This window comes from Ruminococcus sp., assembly GCF_045129435.1.
Classification (GTDB): domain Bacteria; phylum Bacillota; class Clostridia; order Oscillospirales; family Acutalibacteraceae; genus Ruminococcoides.
Genome location: NZ_JBGVJL010000010.1, coordinates 1 through 14,610, shown reverse-complemented (window position 1 = coordinate 14,610; position 14,610 = coordinate 1). Strand labels below are relative to the sequence as shown.

Annotated in this window: 17 protein-coding genes and 1 pseudogene; 6 read left to right on the top strand and 12 right to left on the bottom strand. The window is 40.9% G+C overall.

The window, feature by feature from the left end; genetic code table 11:
• Positions 1–390, top strand: a 390-nt coding sequence (locus tag ACJMMI_RS00440) for an HTH domain-containing protein (RefSeq protein ID WP_405352448.1), incomplete at its 5' end; no start/stop codon positions are given.
• Positions 391–466: 76 nt separating this feature from the next.
• Here ACJMMI_RS00440 and ACJMMI_RS00435 read toward each other — a convergent pair.
• Positions 467–616 (bottom strand): annotated as a pseudogene (locus ACJMMI_RS00435) (cell filamentation protein Fic); the annotation flags it as partial.
• Positions 617–772: 156 nt separating this feature from the next.
• Here ACJMMI_RS00435 and ACJMMI_RS00430 point away from each other — a divergent pair.
• Genes ACJMMI_RS00430 through ACJMMI_RS00415 form a run of 4 tightly spaced genes read left to right on the top strand, consistent with a single transcriptional unit; the run spans position 773 to position 4,241 of the window.
• Positions 773–1,168: an RNA polymerase subunit sigma-70 gene (locus tag ACJMMI_RS00430; RefSeq protein ID WP_405352446.1), complete on the top strand. Its 396-nt coding sequence runs from the start codon at positions 773–775 to the stop codon at positions 1,166–1,168.
• Positions 1,161–1,382, top strand: a complete 222-nt coding sequence (locus ACJMMI_RS00425) for an SHOCT domain-containing protein (protein ID WP_405352445.1) — start codon at positions 1,161–1,163, stop codon at positions 1,380–1,382. The genes ACJMMI_RS00430 and ACJMMI_RS00425 overlap by 8 nt, the downstream gene beginning before the upstream one ends.
• The gene (locus tag ACJMMI_RS00420; RefSeq protein WP_405352443.1) at positions 1,382–2,659 is read left to right on the top strand and encodes a recombinase family protein; all 1,278 of its coding nucleotides are present in this window, start codon (positions 1,382–1,384) and stop codon (positions 2,657–2,659) included. Before ACJMMI_RS00425 ends, ACJMMI_RS00420 begins: the two co-directional genes overlap by 1 nt.
• Positions 2,652–4,241 carry a recombinase family protein gene (locus tag ACJMMI_RS00415; RefSeq protein ID WP_405352440.1) on the top strand — a complete coding sequence of 530 codons (1,590 nt, stop codon included), beginning with the start codon at positions 2,652–2,654 and terminating at the stop codon, positions 4,239–4,241. The genes ACJMMI_RS00420 and ACJMMI_RS00415 overlap by 8 nt, the downstream gene beginning before the upstream one ends.
• Positions 4,242–4,357: 116 nt before the next feature.
• Here ACJMMI_RS00415 and ACJMMI_RS00410 read toward each other — a convergent pair whose 3' ends face one another.
• The 11 genes from ACJMMI_RS00410 to ACJMMI_RS00360 all read right to left on the bottom strand — a co-directional run bounded on the left by ACJMMI_RS00410 (position 4,358) and on the right by ACJMMI_RS00360 (position 14,261).
• On the bottom strand, positions 4,358–5,254 hold the full coding sequence (locus tag ACJMMI_RS00410) for a GNAT family N-acetyltransferase (RefSeq protein WP_405352438.1): 897 nt from the start codon (positions 5,252–5,254) through the stop codon (positions 4,358–4,360).
• Positions 5,255–5,318: 64 nt separating this feature from the next.
• A complete protein-coding gene (locus tag ACJMMI_RS00405; RefSeq protein WP_405352436.1) occupies positions 5,319–5,636 on the bottom strand; it encodes a hypothetical protein in 318 nt (105 codons plus the stop codon).
• 8 nt (positions 5,637–5,644) lie between these two features.
• Positions 5,645–5,881 (bottom strand): hypothetical protein, encoded by a 237-nt coding sequence (locus tag ACJMMI_RS00400; protein WP_405352435.1) that lies wholly within the window; start codon positions 5,879–5,881, stop codon positions 5,645–5,647.
• Positions 5,882–5,935: 54 nt separating this feature from the next.
• Positions 5,936–6,412, bottom strand: a complete 477-nt coding sequence (locus ACJMMI_RS00395; RefSeq protein WP_405352433.1) for a DUF3267 domain-containing protein — start codon at positions 6,410–6,412, stop codon at positions 5,936–5,938.
• Positions 6,413–6,537: 125 nt separating this feature from the next.
• Positions 6,538–7,461 carry a CPBP family intramembrane glutamic endopeptidase gene (locus ACJMMI_RS00390; protein WP_405352431.1) on the bottom strand — a complete coding sequence of 308 codons (924 nt, stop codon included), beginning with the start codon at positions 7,459–7,461 and terminating at the stop codon, positions 6,538–6,540.
• Complete coding sequence (locus ACJMMI_RS00385; protein WP_405352429.1) at positions 7,458–8,036, bottom strand: TetR/AcrR family transcriptional regulator; 579 nt, start codon at positions 8,034–8,036, stop codon at positions 7,458–7,460. The genes ACJMMI_RS00390 and ACJMMI_RS00385 overlap by 4 nt, the downstream gene beginning before the upstream one ends.
• Positions 8,037–8,382: 346 nt before the next feature.
• Positions 8,383–8,826, bottom strand: a complete 444-nt coding sequence (locus ACJMMI_RS00380; protein WP_405352427.1) for a C-GCAxxG-C-C family protein — start codon at positions 8,824–8,826, stop codon at positions 8,383–8,385.
• Positions 8,827–8,856: 30 nt separating this feature from the next.
• Positions 8,857–9,735, bottom strand: coding sequence for a helix-turn-helix domain-containing protein (locus tag ACJMMI_RS00375; protein WP_405352425.1), 879 nt, complete (start codon positions 9,733–9,735; stop codon positions 8,857–8,859).
• A 163-nt stretch (positions 9,736–9,898) separates the two neighbouring features.
• Positions 9,899–10,621, bottom strand: a complete 723-nt coding sequence (locus ACJMMI_RS00370; protein ID WP_405352424.1) for an ABC transporter ATP-binding protein — start codon at positions 10,619–10,621, stop codon at positions 9,899–9,901.
• Between the two features lie 12 nt (positions 10,622–10,633).
• Complete coding sequence (locus tag ACJMMI_RS00365) at positions 10,634–12,994, bottom strand: FtsX-like permease family protein (protein ID WP_405352422.1); 2,361 nt, start codon at positions 12,992–12,994, stop codon at positions 10,634–10,636.
• 16 nt (positions 12,995–13,010) lie between these two features.
• Entirely contained in the window at positions 13,011–14,261 is a 1,251-nt protein-coding gene (locus tag ACJMMI_RS00360; RefSeq protein WP_405352421.1) for an MFS transporter, read from the bottom strand.
• Positions 14,262–14,391: 130 nt separating this feature from the next.
• Here ACJMMI_RS00360 and ACJMMI_RS00355 point away from each other — a divergent pair.
• Positions 14,392–14,610 (top strand): hypothetical protein (locus tag ACJMMI_RS00355; RefSeq protein ID WP_405352420.1); only part of this gene is annotated, 219 nt, incomplete at its 3' end.

Genomic DNA, 14,610 nt, shown 5'->3' with positions numbered 1-14,610 from the left:
AATCAACTTGAAATTGTAATGCTCTTGCACGACCGTGGTATCAGTCACACAAAAATAGCCGAAATGCTCGAAGTATCGACAACAACTGTAAAACGAGCGTGTGCCAGAATTGAAAAAGAACGAAAATCAACATCTGAGAAGTACCCTGTCTGCAAGGAATGTGGCAAAAGAATAGTTTACGAGCGAAAAACACGCCCTCGCCTTTTCTGCTGCAGAAAGTGCGCACAAACGTGGTGGAATAAGCGTCGCTATACATCAGGCAGAGCAAGTGATGAAACAAGGCTCTGCCCCACCTGCGGCAAAAAATTCATAGTAAACAAAAATTCTCCGCAGAAATACTGCTCTAAAGAATGCTATCACAAAGGGAAAATTGGGAAAAATACCCATTAAATCTTCTATGCACTATATAATGCGAACCAAAGCAAAGCTACATTTCTAACCGATGCCTCGTCCAAAAATCAGTTAATTATTTCTTTGCGTTTTCCTCTAATTCCAGTAAATACTTATCAAAATCAGACATAAAAAGCTTGTCCTGAATCACACGGTACTTCTCAAATTCAGTTTCTGCATGAAGCTTTGCAATCTCAGCTGACACCTTACCGGCATCCTTCAAAAGTCCATAATCAAACATTTCAATAAAACTGTTTAAAGTACTTATGCCCGTTAGAGATTAATTTCTCTGACGGGCGTTATTTTTTGCTTTTTTCGGCCATACGCAGATTTTTTGTCCAGATGGGTTATTGAAATAAGCTCGTAAAGGAGAATACCCATTATGACAAAAAGCCAAAAGGAAACAATTCTGACAATGCGTCGGGCATTATGCAGCTATACACAGATTGCCGAAATGACAGGACTCTCAGTCGGTGCAATCAAATCCTATTGTTACCGTCACGGACTCAACACTGAATCTCTTAAAAGCAGCAGAGGTTTTTGCAAAAACTGCGGAAAGCCAATACTTAATCCGTCAAAAACTCGCCCCAGAAAATTTTGCTCCGATGCCTGTAAAACAGCGTGGTGGAATTTTCATCGTTATGACCACAAGAACAGCTCATCAATTAAGCAATTCAAATGTAATGTTTGCGGTAAGGAGTTTGCAGATTTCAGCAGTACGCAAAGAAAATATTGCTCCCGCACCTGCTATCAGAAGAGAGGTAGTCAGAATGATTGACAAGCAATACTCATCTTTGGTTTCATACAAATCGGCTATGTCACAGGCAAAACTGATGTATTCAAAGGGAATAATTACTGCTGAAGAATACGAAATAATAGAAACAAAAATGTGTGAAAAGTTTGGTATCAATTCGTGCAGTATATTTCGGGATAATGAGTGGATAAATACCTTGTTTAGAGGTAATATGTCTGATACAAAGGAGGCGAAATAATGGAAAAACGCATAACAAAACTCACATTTCCAACTATACCCACAGCAAAGAAAAGGGTTGCCGCCTATGCAAGAGTATCAAGCGGAAAGGATGCTATGCTTCATTCTCTTTCTGCACAGGTTAGTTACTACAGCAGTCTTATTCAAACACATAACGACTGGGAATATGTCGGTGTGTACGCTGACGAAGCAATCTCTGGCACAAAAGAAAAGCGCAAGAATTTTCAAAGACTTTTAGACGACTGTCGTGATGGCAGGATTGATTTGATTATTACGAAATCAATTTCAAGATTTGCACGAAATACCGTCACCCTATTGGAAACGGTTCGAGAACTAAAACTGCTCGGTATTGATGTTTTCTTTGAAGAACAGAATATTTACACTATTAGTGTCGACGGTGAGCTTATGATTACCATTCTTGCATCATACGCACAGGAGGAAAGCCGTTCTGCAAGTGAAAATCAGAAGTGGCGAATTAAAAGAAACTTTGAACAGGGAATTCCCTGGGACGGTACGTTGCTCGGTTATCGACTTAAAAACGGAAAATATGAGATTGTTCCGGAAGAGGCTGAAATTGTACGTCGTATATTCTCTGAATATCTCGGCGGCAACGGTTGTGGTAAAATCGCAAAAGATCTGAACAAGGACAAGGTTCCTTCTCGTTTCAAGAAACAATGGCACACAAATGCGATTGCAAAAATCATACGCAACTACTCATACACGGGAAATCTTCTTTTACAAAAGACCTATCGTGAAAACCACATAACAAAGAAAACCTGCATAAACAGCGGTCAGCTCCCGAAGTACCTTGCTGAAAACACCCACGAGGCAATTATCGATATTGAAACCTTTAAAAAGGTTCAGTCCGAGATAAAACGCAGAGCACAGAAATACGACAGGTCATATGACGGCAACAAAACATATCCGTTCACAGGACTTTTAAAGTGTGACAACTGCGGTAAGCACTATCGTCGCAAGATAACTAAAACTCAGGCGGTATGGATGTGTGCCGGTTACCTCACACTCGGTAAGGAATATTGTCCGTCAAAACAAATTCCCGAAACCGTTCTTGAAAATCAAGTTCAGACAGTAACTTCTGATATTACAACTATTAAGGAAATTATAGTTGCAGACAAAAACACGCTGCACTTTGTTATGAAGGACGGACGGACAATCACCCGCAAATGGAAAGACCGTTCAAGATCAGAATCCTGGACACCTGAAATGCGTGAAGCGGCAAGGCAAAGAGCTATTGAGAGGAGAAAAAGTAATGGCTAAATCAGTAAAATACATTCCGGCAACTAAAAACATATTCACAGCTATGCCGACAATGTCAATATCCAAACGGCGTGTGGCGGCATATGCTCGTGTATCAACCGACAGTGATGAGCAATTCACAAGCTATGAAGCACAAATCGACTATTATACACGATACATAACAAAGCGTGACAATTGGGAATTTGTAAAGGTTTATACCGATGAGGGCATTACCGGCACAAGCACAAAGCACCGTGACGGTTTCAACCTTATGGTCAAGGACGCACTTGACGGAAAGATTGACCTCATTATCACAAAATCAGTCAGCCGTTTTGCACGAAATACGGTGGACAGCCTTACCACTGTACGCAAGCTGAAAGATGCCGGTGTTGAGGTTTACTTTGAGAAAGAAAACATTTATACATTTGACAGCAAGGGCGAGCTTCTCATAACAATTATGTCTTCTCTTGCCCAGGAAGAAAGCCGAAGTATTTCGGAGAATGTCACCTGGGGACAGAGAAAGCGTTTTGCTGACGGAAAGGTAACTATGCCCTATAAGAATTTTCTCGGCTATGATAAGGGCCAGGACGGCAAACCGGTCATCAATGAAAAGGAAGCGGCAGTTGTACGGCTGATATACCGATTGTTTCTACAAGGAAAGACCGCATCCGGAATTTGCAAACACCTTGACGGACTTGGAATACCCACGCCAACCGGCAAGAAAGCCTGGAATCAGACAACGATAAACAGTATCCTGCGTAACGAGAAATACAAGGGTGACGCACTTTTGCAAAAGAAATTTACTGTAGATTTTCTGACAAAAAAGCAAAAGGTCAACGAGGGTGAAATTCCTCAATACTATGTTGAGGACAACCACCCGGCAATCATCGACCCTTTGGAGTTTGATATGGTACAAGCAGAAATTGCAAGACGACAAAAGCTCGGTCGTTCCTACAGCGGTGCATCTATTTTTTCAAGCAAGGTAATATGCGGTGAGTGTGGCAGCTTTTACGGTCAGAAAATCTGGCATTCCAACGACCCTTATCGCAAAGTCGTATGGCGCTGCAACAGAAAGTTCAACGGAAAGTATGTGTGCGAAACCCCGACATTGGACGCTGACGAAATCAAAGAAAAGTTTATTATTGCGTATAATCAGCTACTCGGCAACCGCAAAGAGCTGTTGGAAGCCTGCGAGGTTATGTGTGAAGAAGTTGGCGACTGCTCTTCCCTGAACGCAGAAATTGATAAGCTGAATGAAGAAATCGAGGAAGTTACCGAAACGGTAAATCGGTTTGTAAAAGAAAACGCAAGTACAAAGCTTTCACAGGAAAGCTATGACAGGAAATACAATTCTCTTGTCAAAAGGTTTGAAAAAGCCGACAAACGGCTTTCTGAGGTAAAAAAGGAACGTGACGAACAAATAAACCGAGAACGGGAGCTTCGCATCTTCATTTCCGAGTTAGCAGAAAAGCCACTCGTTATTGAAGAATGGGACGAGGAGCTTTGGGTAAGCGTACTGGAAACAGCCACCGTACACAAGGACGGGCGGATAACATTCCTGTTTAAAAATGGAACAAGCATTGAAGTTGTGGATTTTCGATAATTGTTTTTCTATATAGGGTTTCTTTTTTAATTAGTCTTATTAATTCTGAAAAGACTAATTTTAATCAAAACCGCAATATAACAGATAGCTATAATAGTCGCTGAATAGAAATCCGCTTATTCCGATTTCAGCTTTTGCTCAATTTCTTTGTCTGGCCAATAACCCCAAGACTCTGTGATTTTGCCTTTTTCAACCTTGAAGTTTTCCAAAGCCTCAAATGTGATATGCTTTCCTGTAGTCGGAATACCCATACAGGTGCCGGAGTGAATACCATCATAGAGAACACGAGTGGCAACCATTCCACCCTCTGCAAAAACATTCAGCACCTTTACTGTCAGATTGGAGAATTGGTGGGCAACGATTTTCAAAATTCCAACGGCGTCTGCATTACTTCTTGCCGATGCAGGACTGTGGTCAATGTAATTCTCAGCCACACAGGTCATTACAAAATCATAGTTTTGGTTGGTATAGCCGTCCTCAAAGAACTTCACCACAATATCTTTTGGAGAGAGGTAATATACAAATCTGCAGATTTCTCTCTGCTCACCTTGATAATTACCTATTCCTTCGTAAAGCTTTGCAAATCCGCAACGCTCCATAACCTTGACGGATGAAAGGTTCTCTGCAAGGCAGATGCCCGTCATTTCTGTAATGCCGATTTGCTTCATAATCACAGGCAGAAAGGCGTTGACTGCTTCGGTGGCGTAACCCTGCTTGGTGTAATTTTTGCCAATGTGGTAGCCAATTTCCCAAGTGCCGTCATCAAAGGGAACAGCCTGCACATAGCCGATGTATGTACCGTCTTTCAGCGTGACAGGATACACAAGCGGACCGTTGCCGTTTTCATATACACCCATCAGAAATTCTACGGTTTCCGCCGCTTCTTCCACAGTTTCAAACACCTCATCGGGGACAAAACGGCGGTTGTCCTCGTCCAGCGACTCCTTATGTACGGCTTCTGCCATATCCATAGTGAATTCAGTAATTGTCAGTCTTTTGGTTTCGATTTTCATATTTGCATTTTCCTTTCAATGTAAAATATAAACGCAGAGGATGATTGTGATATATTTCTCAGGTTTATCGGCTCTGCGTCTGAGCGTCCGACTCTTTAGTCATAAAGTTTTTTTCAACATATATCATCATCTTGTTGTTTTGATATCCATATTCGATACACACAATTAACGGAGCTAATCCCACAAAATACGGTCTATCAAAAGCAAATGGCAATACAATCGATGCAGCTAAAATTAAAAACAGAATCACATAAAGAAAGATATGTTCTTTTCGCCACTTTTTCTTAAAATACGACTTTCTTTCTTCAAATGAGAATGTGTTTGCTTGCGATGCATCAGCCGTTATCAATTTTTCTTTTGATTCATTCTTTTGCTCTTTCATAAACGACCTCACTTTACTGCGTATGCAGCTTCACCATTTTTCATAGCAGTACAGATGTTTTCCATTTCTGCAATCGCAGCTTCTTCACCGGAATAACTTCCCAAAACGATAGTTCGTCCAACAATACCACGACAATCAATTCCTAAAAGGAAACATTTACTCTCTTTCTTGCCCCTATAATTTTTCGATACCTCGAAAAATTTATATTCTGCAAACTTCTTTTTGTCCTGTGATAATATAAACATATTGTACCTCCAAACTATTTTCTCTTTTTGACAGAAGCGAAAAGACTATCGAAATCAGTTCGAGGTTTCTGAATACACCTTCATTTCTAAGCCGGTGTCTTTAATCAGTATGTCCTTTGGAAATTTACTGAATTTATAGGTAACATACAAATCGCCTGCTGCGCCCGATAAATTCATAATCTGAATGAAATAAACCACCCAAAACCAGCTCTTGGGGACAAAACAGCATACTGCCGCAAGAACAACGCCCCAAACGACAATCGGAGCAAGGGCAATTACTATGTACGGCTTTTTTGAAAAGAATTCATCACAGCCGGCAAAGGCATACAGACCCGTGAAACCGTACTTAACCTTTTTTGCACCGTAATGTTTCATAGTTATGCCGTGCACAAGCTCGTGTAAAATCAAATACACAATCATTCCGGCTAATGCAGCTATCATTTTAATCAATACTGTTGCTATACTTTCGTCATTGTCGAAGGTATATGAAACCGGCACTATAAGAATTCCGATTATAACAAAAATCACCATCAGTATCAGGGCTGCTATATTCACAATCAAAGCTGTTTTTTATCCTTTTGAAGATTAACGGAATAAATCTCCCTGTAGCCTACGGGCAATTCAGAACTACATATCTTATTTTTTATATCCATATTTTAACCTCTCATTATGTAATTTTTCTTCCTGTTTAGATACCAAATCAATGCGGCGGCAAGAGCTAATACAACGGTGGTAATCAGACTTGCTTCAATACCGTATGCACCGCCGTTGCATATATTATTACCTACGGATTGCATATTGAAGATTGCGGTGACAGTTTCATCTTTTCCGCTTAAATTTAGTCCCAGAATACAATACAGAATGGCATTCCAGAAAGAATGTAAGCCGCAAGCCGCCCAGATGCTCTTAAAGCGGATAGTCAGAAGTGAAAAAATTATTGAAATCAGTACAAGGTTAGCAACACCGATAACACCATAAATTGTGCCGCCCTCAAACAGCGATGACCAATGCGGTATAATAAACAAAACAGTGCTTACCGCTATTGCAATCCATACGGGAGTCTTTTCTTTGAGAGTATGTAACACAATTCCTCGGCAAAGGATTTCTTCTGTTGCGCCCTGAACTATAAAGCCGCCGATTAAAAGAATAATCATAAGAATATCGGCATTTTCAAAAAATCCGTGGTATTCAATGTTTCCCGTCAAAACGATTGCAAAGACTGAAACAGCAAGTAAAATAACACCGACGATAATGCCGATAAAATAATTCCCAAACCGTTTTGTCAAGCCCATTTCAGACAGCGGCTTTTTCTCAATCAGTTTCCAATACAGTAACGCTACACCCGACATAATGATATAGCCGTAATAGGTAATCAGCGTTATAGTCTGTGCATCAAACACATCACCTACAAGCATATTCTTACCAAGTGCAAAATGCAATAGTATGACAACGCCCTCGGCAAGAAACAGTCCGACTATGTAACATAACCAGAAAGCAAGAATTTTCTTTACAACAAATAATACCTTCGGCATTTCAGTCCGGTTATTAAACGGGAGTATATTTTTCAAAAACTCTTTCATTGTTCTGTTCCTCCTTGTAAATCACGAATACCATTCAATATAGTTTTTAATGCAAAGTCAAAGGTGTCACTAAGCGGTGTGGGGTTTCCATATCCTCCGTGACTTTCAATAGAAACAAAGCCTTGCAGAAAACCTCTGAGCATACGGACAATATGCACTTTTTGTTCCTCTTCAAGTCCATAGGCTTCAAGCACTTGAAACAGTACAGATATTGTTCCCTGAGTTGCTTCCAAATGTTTCTTAGATTGATACATATTGTACCATTGCATAGCTTCAAACAATCCCTTGTGCTTTGCAACAAAATTCCGATAGGCATAGCAGATTGCTATGATTGCATCGTCTTTTGCCTTACCAATGGCGGCTCTTGTGATTTCGCTTTCCAAAGAACGCCAGCCATACAACATCAGTTCCTTGTTTAGTTCGTCAAGTCCGCCACTGAAATGCTTGTACAGCGACGGGGGTTTTATTCCCAATTCTTCTGCTAAAACCTTCAAGGTTACATTCGCAATGCCTTTTTCATCTGCCATATCAGCCGCAGCTTCAATAATTTTCTTCTTGTCCAATCCGACTTTCATTTTGCTACTCCTTTATTTATTTTAGCTAATTGCGTTAGCCATTGTAGCATATCTCATTCCTGATGTCAATCTATTTGCTCAAATGAGCACAAACAAGTTGTTTTAATAGACAAAAACGCCGGATACTTACCTGCGTTTCACCAATAAAACATTCGCATTATTTGAGTTCGGTTGGATAGGAGTTGGTATTCAAAAAGGAGAAAAGATTTTACAATCCCATCATTCTAAAACAGAGCCAATGAGCTGTGAGGTATTACTCAAGTTTATCGGCTCTGCGTCTGAGCATTTGTTTTATAAATTATTATTTACTAAGCATCAGTCCTGCTTATTTTTACGACCGTCAAGTTTATTTCAACTCATTTATCATTTCATCTACAATCTCTGTTGCACATCTAACCATTTCCGAACAGGTGGTTTTAAACAGATTCAATTCTTTTATCTTCTTCATATCCTCCGGTTCAGACAGATCATATCCTAAAAGCTCCCTGCATACAACAGTGCCGTTTTTTTGAATAAAGCGATTCATAAAGTCCTCTGAAATCTGATAGGCTCTTCCCTTTTCTTCTTCATTTTCCGAATGACAATGACCGTATTTTAATCCTAATACCATTAAGGCACCCGAAACTGCTCCGCACATTTCTCCCTTGCGGGCACCGCCGCCGAATTGCGTCGCAATTTTTAGTGCAAGCTCCTCATCTAAACCCATTTCGGTTGCAAAGGTTGTAAAAACAGCCTGAGAACAGTTGAAATTATTACTGAAATATTTCTGTGCTTTATCTGTATGATTCACAGTTGACATCTCCTTTTTGTATTTTTAATTCTATTCATTTCTGCAAATTACAAGTTCGCTCTTCATTCCGTTAAGCTCGATAACATTTTCTGAATCCGGGGTGCTGAAATCCTCCGCCTTTTTTCCGCCCTTTTCATATGAAATGCTTGTACCGATACCCTTTTTAACAGCGGTAAATTCGGCGTTTTCGGGAACACAGATTCTTGAGGTTGCCGAAATCTGATTAACCTCAACGGATCCGCTTAAGGTGTTGCACACAATGTTCATATCAAGATTGCAGTTAATCTCAAGCGTACCGACAAAGCCGTCAAGCATAACATTATGTGTTTTGGTTTCAAGCTCAAGATTCTCGCAGTTGAGATTCTTGACCTCAACCCTGCCTGCATTTATTGACGCTTCAATTCTGTCGATATACTGACTGGGGAGCTGAACAAAAATTATCACCTGCTCCTTTGCATTTGCCTCGGTCATACCGTTTTTGCGGCTGATGTCAACGTCAATGTGATTTTTGCTGTCGTCAATCTTCACCTTAAAATCACTCTGAAGTGTTGCAAGCGTGTTTGATGCAAGACGCACACGGATTTTTTCCCCCTCATAGCCTGACAGCACGAGCGTATTTGCACCGCCTAAGTTCATATCATAACGCTTTATGTTGTCAATATCGTACTCGGTTACGCTTTCATATAAATAGTCGGTCTGCTTTTTCTCAATCTTTTCGTTTGAAAGCAGCTCATCAACGGAAACATTGAAAAGTGAAGATAAGGCAAGCAAATTTTCAATATCGGGGATTCCAGTATTATTTTCCCACTTGGTTATAGCCTGTCTTGAAACTCCGATATTTTCAGCCAGCTTTTCCTGCGACATACCCGACTGCTTACGCATTGATTTTAATTTTTCTGCAAATGTCATATTGATGACCTCCTTAATTTGTTGACTTAATTTTAGATAATTTTGCTTTACAAAACAAGAAATTACGGTTTACATCATTATATTTTTTCGCTACTTTGCGTAGCATTTGGCTTATTTACTGCGTTTTCATCAGAAAATCATTTTCCCATAAGAATATAATACCTTAAAATCCCATTTTTGCAAGCCATTCTTTTATGTTGCTTTCCAAACCCTTTTTCTGTCTGAACTCATCCTTGATTTTCCCGTCCTCAAGATAAATAATTCTGTCGGCTCTTGACGCTACCTTTGCGTCGTGTGTTACCAATAATATTGTAGTACCGCCAAAATTTATCTCTTCTAAAATATCCATAACCTCTTTTGTAGATGATGAGTCCAGTGCACCCGTAGGCTCGTCACCGAAAAGAATATCGGGACGATTTATCATTGCTCTGCAAATTGCGGCTCTTTGAAGCTGTCCTCCGGACACCTTTCGTATATCGTGGTCTGCAACTGAAATAATACCCATTTTCTTCATTAGGTTTTCGGCATCACAGACAATTTCTTTTCTCGACCTTTTGCTAAGCTGAAAAGCAGGGAACACAATGTTGTCTGCAATGGACAGATTTTTGATAAAGTTCGGTTTCTGAAATATAAATCCCATACGCTCAAGACGGAACTTTTGCATTTGCTTATCGGACATTGCGGACAACTCACGGTTATCGAAGCAGATTTGTCCCTTTGTCGGTCTGACCATACCGCTGACAGAATACAGCAGAGTTGATTTTCCGCATCCCGACTGACCCATAACTGCAACAAATTCTCCCGATTCTATCTGAAAACTGATGTCCTTAAGAACGCTGTCACCGTCAAAGCTTTTGCACAGTCCCTTTACTTCAATTTTTTTCATTTCAATTCACCCTTAATCGTTAAAGTAGTTTTCAATTTTAATCTTCCTGATGCTCCTGCATATACCCCGGGTGACACCGGTCAGGACAGCGAGGAGTAATACCGGAATAACAAGATATTGCAGAAAATTAACACCTGCAAATTCAATCCGCTTAAGTCCCACTCCCAGCATTTCAAATAGTATGCTTATCATATTGTCGCCAAAAAGCTCCGCAAGCACTGCACCTGCAAAAGTACCCAAGCCTCCTGCAATCAGCACAGGGTACAGCTCCTGTCGGCAAATTGCCGTAAACGGAATTCCCATCGTCATTTTCGCCGCCAGAGTACCGCCTTTTCTTGCAATTTTCAGCTTCATAAAGAGGGTTACAATGAGAACCGTCAGTGTTATTCCGATAAAGAACACGGCATATGCAGACTGCCTGACCTGTGCGGACACTCCACCCAAGGTTTGCCCTACAAATTTCTCCATATTCTCAATACTGTAGCCGCCGGTAAGCATAGTTTCCAGGCTGTCAATCAACTGCTCTGGATTTCCGCTTTGCGATAGATTGATATGATAGGTATATTTTTCCGCAGGCTCTTGTGGGAATGAACAAACAGCCTTTGCGGTTTTTCCTCCGCTTGTGACATCCTGGTAAATCCCACAGATGGTAAACTTACGCTGTTCGCCGTTTATTATGAGGATTACCGTATCACCCTTTGATTTTTCCAGATCATCGGCTATAAGGCAGGAAAGGGCAATTTCTGTTTCTGATTTTGGTTTTTCTCCGTCAAGGTACTTTAAATCGTTTCCTGCGCCTTCTCCGCTGTCAATGTGAATACCGACAATCTCACCGTCATTTCTGAGTGCCTGTAAGCGCACTCTACGCAGTGTAGAAAGGCTTTCAATATTACCCTGCTCAGATTCAGCAAGCAATATTTTTTCGGTGGTTGCCTTTCGATCTTCCAAATCTTCACCCTGCTCAACCTCCAACAGCAAGTCGCATATCGGACTGCCCATATAGGTGACAAACTGCCTGCTCTCCATTGTCTGCACTGTTCTGAGCGGAACTATGACTAAGAACGAAACTATCAAGAGCAGTCCGAATACAATGCCGTAGCCTTTTCTGACCTCTTTCAGTGCTATGAGCAGATTTATCGGCAGATGCTTTGATTTGCGCAAGTCGTCCTTAACTTTTCCTGTTTTTCCAAAGCCTTTCTCTGTTACGAGCAAATCTGTTACACTTGATTTTTGCAGTCGTCCGAGAATTTTCCTTGTAAACAGAAGTATAACTGCATAAACGGCAAAACATACAATCCCAGCTAAAATAAAGCTTTTTATATCAAGAGGTTGTTGCCCGAAGGTACGGCTGATATGCTCTGTAAGAAGTGATGATGACAAAAACGCAAGCACATAGCCTGTTACACAGCCTGCCGCCATAAGTATTCTGATTTTGCCGAGGTACAGTCTGCAAATACCCTTTTGCGGAATACCGATTGCTTTCATTGTACCAATTTCACGCATATCGTCCTCAAGCTGTGCAAGCACCACATAACGCAGGCAGACAACGGCAATCGTAATCAGCAAAACACCGGTAAGTACAAATACCATAGCCACCATCAAATCGGTAAGTGCGCTCAACAGAAAAATCATTGTATATGTGATTGCCTGACCATTTTTTGGCAGATTTTTCTCGCTCTGCTCATACGCTGTCTGATAATCATCTGCAAGGGAGCTGTCAGTAAAGTAGGCTTCAATAAGATATTCGGTTTCGCCCACATTTCCAAGCAAAGCATCAAAATCCTCATCACTTATCAGAAATCTTGTAGAGGAACATAGCGTTGAATTCATCTGTCCGTCATAGACATAGGATTTTACAGTAAAGGTTTTAGAAATATCACCGCTGTTAAGCGTGATTTTGTCACCGAGCGCAATATCAAATTCATCAAGCAGAATAACAGGAACGCCGATTTCGCCTGTTTTAATCTCCGATTTATTTCTGTTTTCGTCAAGCAGAACATCATATTTATCGTTTTGCTTTACAAGGCTTATATCAAGCCTGCAATCTGAAAGGCTGAATTTTTCTTTGCTTTTGTCGGATACCGTAAGCTCATTTCCGTTTACCGTTATCATAGTAACAGTCTGCCAATGCTTTATTCCCTCGTAGCTTTCATTAAACTTGTCAATATCCGACTGAACAAGCTCGCCCTTGTGCATTTGCAGAAAGTGCGGAGGATTTGCCGTTTCATACATATCGGTAATTGAGGTAAAAAGCTGAGTGAGCATAAGGGTAACGGTTACTGCAATAGTTACAGACAAGCTCATAAACAGGAACAGAATCAGATTGCTTACGGGATTTTTTCTGAAATCGTTTTTTAAAAGCTTAAAATACATCAGATTACTCCTCCCTTTATTGCAGACTGCGGATACTGCGGCTTCTGCCTATTGCAAATGCGGCAGGTATAATGCAGATACCCGACAAAATAAGCATAAAGCCTATTCCCCTGCCAGTTCCTGTTCCTATTAACGCACCAATGCTATCTGAAAGCACTCCGTTGTCGGAAAGAAGCGGCTCAAACACATAATCCGCCAGCACTCCGCTCAGTGCATAAGCTAATACTGTACCTGTCTGGGACAGCAGACTGATAATTCCCCATACTCTGCCCTGAAGCTCATTGGGAATGTTTTTTCTTATCAGCACATCGGCGCTTGTATTCATAAAGGGCAGAGCAAGAAAAAAGAGAAAAATACCTGCGCCTGTAACAAATATGCTTTTGTTCACTCCTGTAAGAGCAATAAATATTCCGCTTAAAATTCCGGCAACACACAGGACTGTTGAAAAGTTCTTTTTAATGCCAAGTATGCCGATGAACACACTTCCCAAAAGCATTCCCACAGCACACAGTGATTCCATAAATCCGACTGTTTCTGCGTTGCTTACGGCAAGCACCATAGGGGAAGTAAGCGTCTGTAAAATTCCCACAAAAAAGCAGACAAAGGACATCAGTATAATAAGTATGCGGATACCCTTGCTTTTATTGATTTCGGCAAAACCAAGCCTCATTTCTCTGCCGATACTTTGCCTTTCGGTCTTAACAGCCTTGCCAACCGATTTCCTGACGATTGCGACTGTTGTGACAGTAATCAGAAATGTTCCGATATCAATCAGCAGAATCAGACGGATATCAGCCACGGCGAGAAGTATTCCTGCAAGTGCAGGAGAAATCAGGAATTTTGCATTTCCTGCTATCTGCACCATACCGCTTGCCCTTGCATATTCCTCCTCAGTCAGAAGCTCTGTAATCGTAGCCCTAAAGGACGGCTCAAGAAGAGCGACAAAAACTGCATTAAAGGTAACGCCTATACATATTGGGAGCATACTGTCCGAGCCTGTCTGTATATTCCAAAGTACATACGCAAGACCCAGACCCGAGAACAAATCACCGATAATCATCAAAAGCCGTCTGTCATATCTGTCTGCAAGCACACCGCCAAGAGGACTTAACAGGACAGTCGGCAGATAAGCAAGCAGTGTAATCAAAGACACATATGTTGCACTGCCCGTTGTCTGATAAACATATACAGACAGTGCAAAAGCTGTCATACCGCTTCCGATACTTGATATGAGTTCGCCGGACCATATCATCAAAAATTTCTTCATTTTGTTTGCATCTCCTTTTCATTTTACGACCACATTATAGGAAAATGCACCTTACAAAACAAGAAATTCCGGTTTACATTGAGGATTTTTTCCGCTACTCTTGGTAGCAAGCCGCTTATTTTGCGGTTGCATGGCTTACTTACTATCTTTATTTTTTAACACAAGGCTGTCGCCTTGCAAGGACGACAACGCAGTACTCTGGAAATCAGACCACAAAGATTGTCTGCTTTCGCCGTTTTCTGCGGTCTTTACATTGCTCCATCGTCCTTTCGTTTCCAAGACTATTATAAATGCTAAACTGAAAATGCACAAAATCGCCAACTCAAAATGTACAATTTTGGCAGATCAC

Bases quoted from the DNA above. Each gene is read 5' to 3' on its own strand.
- ACJMMI_RS00430 (WP_405352446.1), top strand. From the start codon at position 773: ATGACAAAAAGCCAAAAGGAAACAATTCTGACAATGCGTCGGGCATTA.
- ACJMMI_RS00425 (WP_405352445.1), top strand. From the start codon at position 1,161: ATGATTGACAAGCAATACTCATCTTTGGTTTCATACAAATCGGCTATG.
- ACJMMI_RS00420 (WP_405352443.1), top strand. From the start codon at position 1,382: ATGGAAAAACGCATAACAAAACTCACATTTCCAACTATACCCACAGCA.
- ACJMMI_RS00415 (WP_405352440.1), top strand. From the start codon at position 2,652: ATGGCTAAATCAGTAAAATACATTCCGGCAACTAAAAACATATTCACA.
- ACJMMI_RS00410 (WP_405352438.1), bottom strand. From the start codon at position 5,254: ATGAAAATCGAAACCAAAAGACTGACAATTACTGAATTCACTATGGAT.
- ACJMMI_RS00405 (WP_405352436.1), bottom strand. From the start codon at position 5,636: ATGAAAGAGCAAAAGAATGAATCAAAAGAAAAATTGATAACGGCTGAT.
- ACJMMI_RS00400 (WP_405352435.1), bottom strand. From the start codon at position 5,881: ATGTTTATATTATCACAGGACAAAAAGAAGTTTGCAGAATATAAATTT.
- ACJMMI_RS00395 (WP_405352433.1), bottom strand. From the start codon at position 6,412: ATGGTGATTTTTGTTATAATCGGAATTCTTATAGTGCCGGTTTCATAT.
- ACJMMI_RS00390 (WP_405352431.1), bottom strand. From the start codon at position 7,461: ATGAAAGAGTTTTTGAAAAATATACTCCCGTTTAATAACCGGACTGAA.
- ACJMMI_RS00385 (WP_405352429.1), bottom strand. From the start codon at position 8,036: ATGAAAGTCGGATTGGACAAGAAGAAAATTATTGAAGCTGCGGCTGAT.
- ACJMMI_RS00375 (WP_405352425.1), bottom strand. From the start codon at position 9,735: ATGACATTTGCAGAAAAATTAAAATCAATGCGTAAGCAGTCGGGTATG.
- ACJMMI_RS00370 (WP_405352424.1), bottom strand. From the start codon at position 10,621: ATGAAAAAAATTGAAGTAAAGGGACTGTGCAAAAGCTTTGACGGTGAC.
- ACJMMI_RS00365 (WP_405352422.1), bottom strand. From the start codon at position 12,994: ATGTATTTTAAGCTTTTAAAAAACGATTTCAGAAAAAATCCCGTAAGC.
- ACJMMI_RS00360 (WP_405352421.1), bottom strand. From the start codon at position 14,261: ATGAAGAAATTTTTGATGATATGGTCCGGCGAACTCATATCAAGTATC.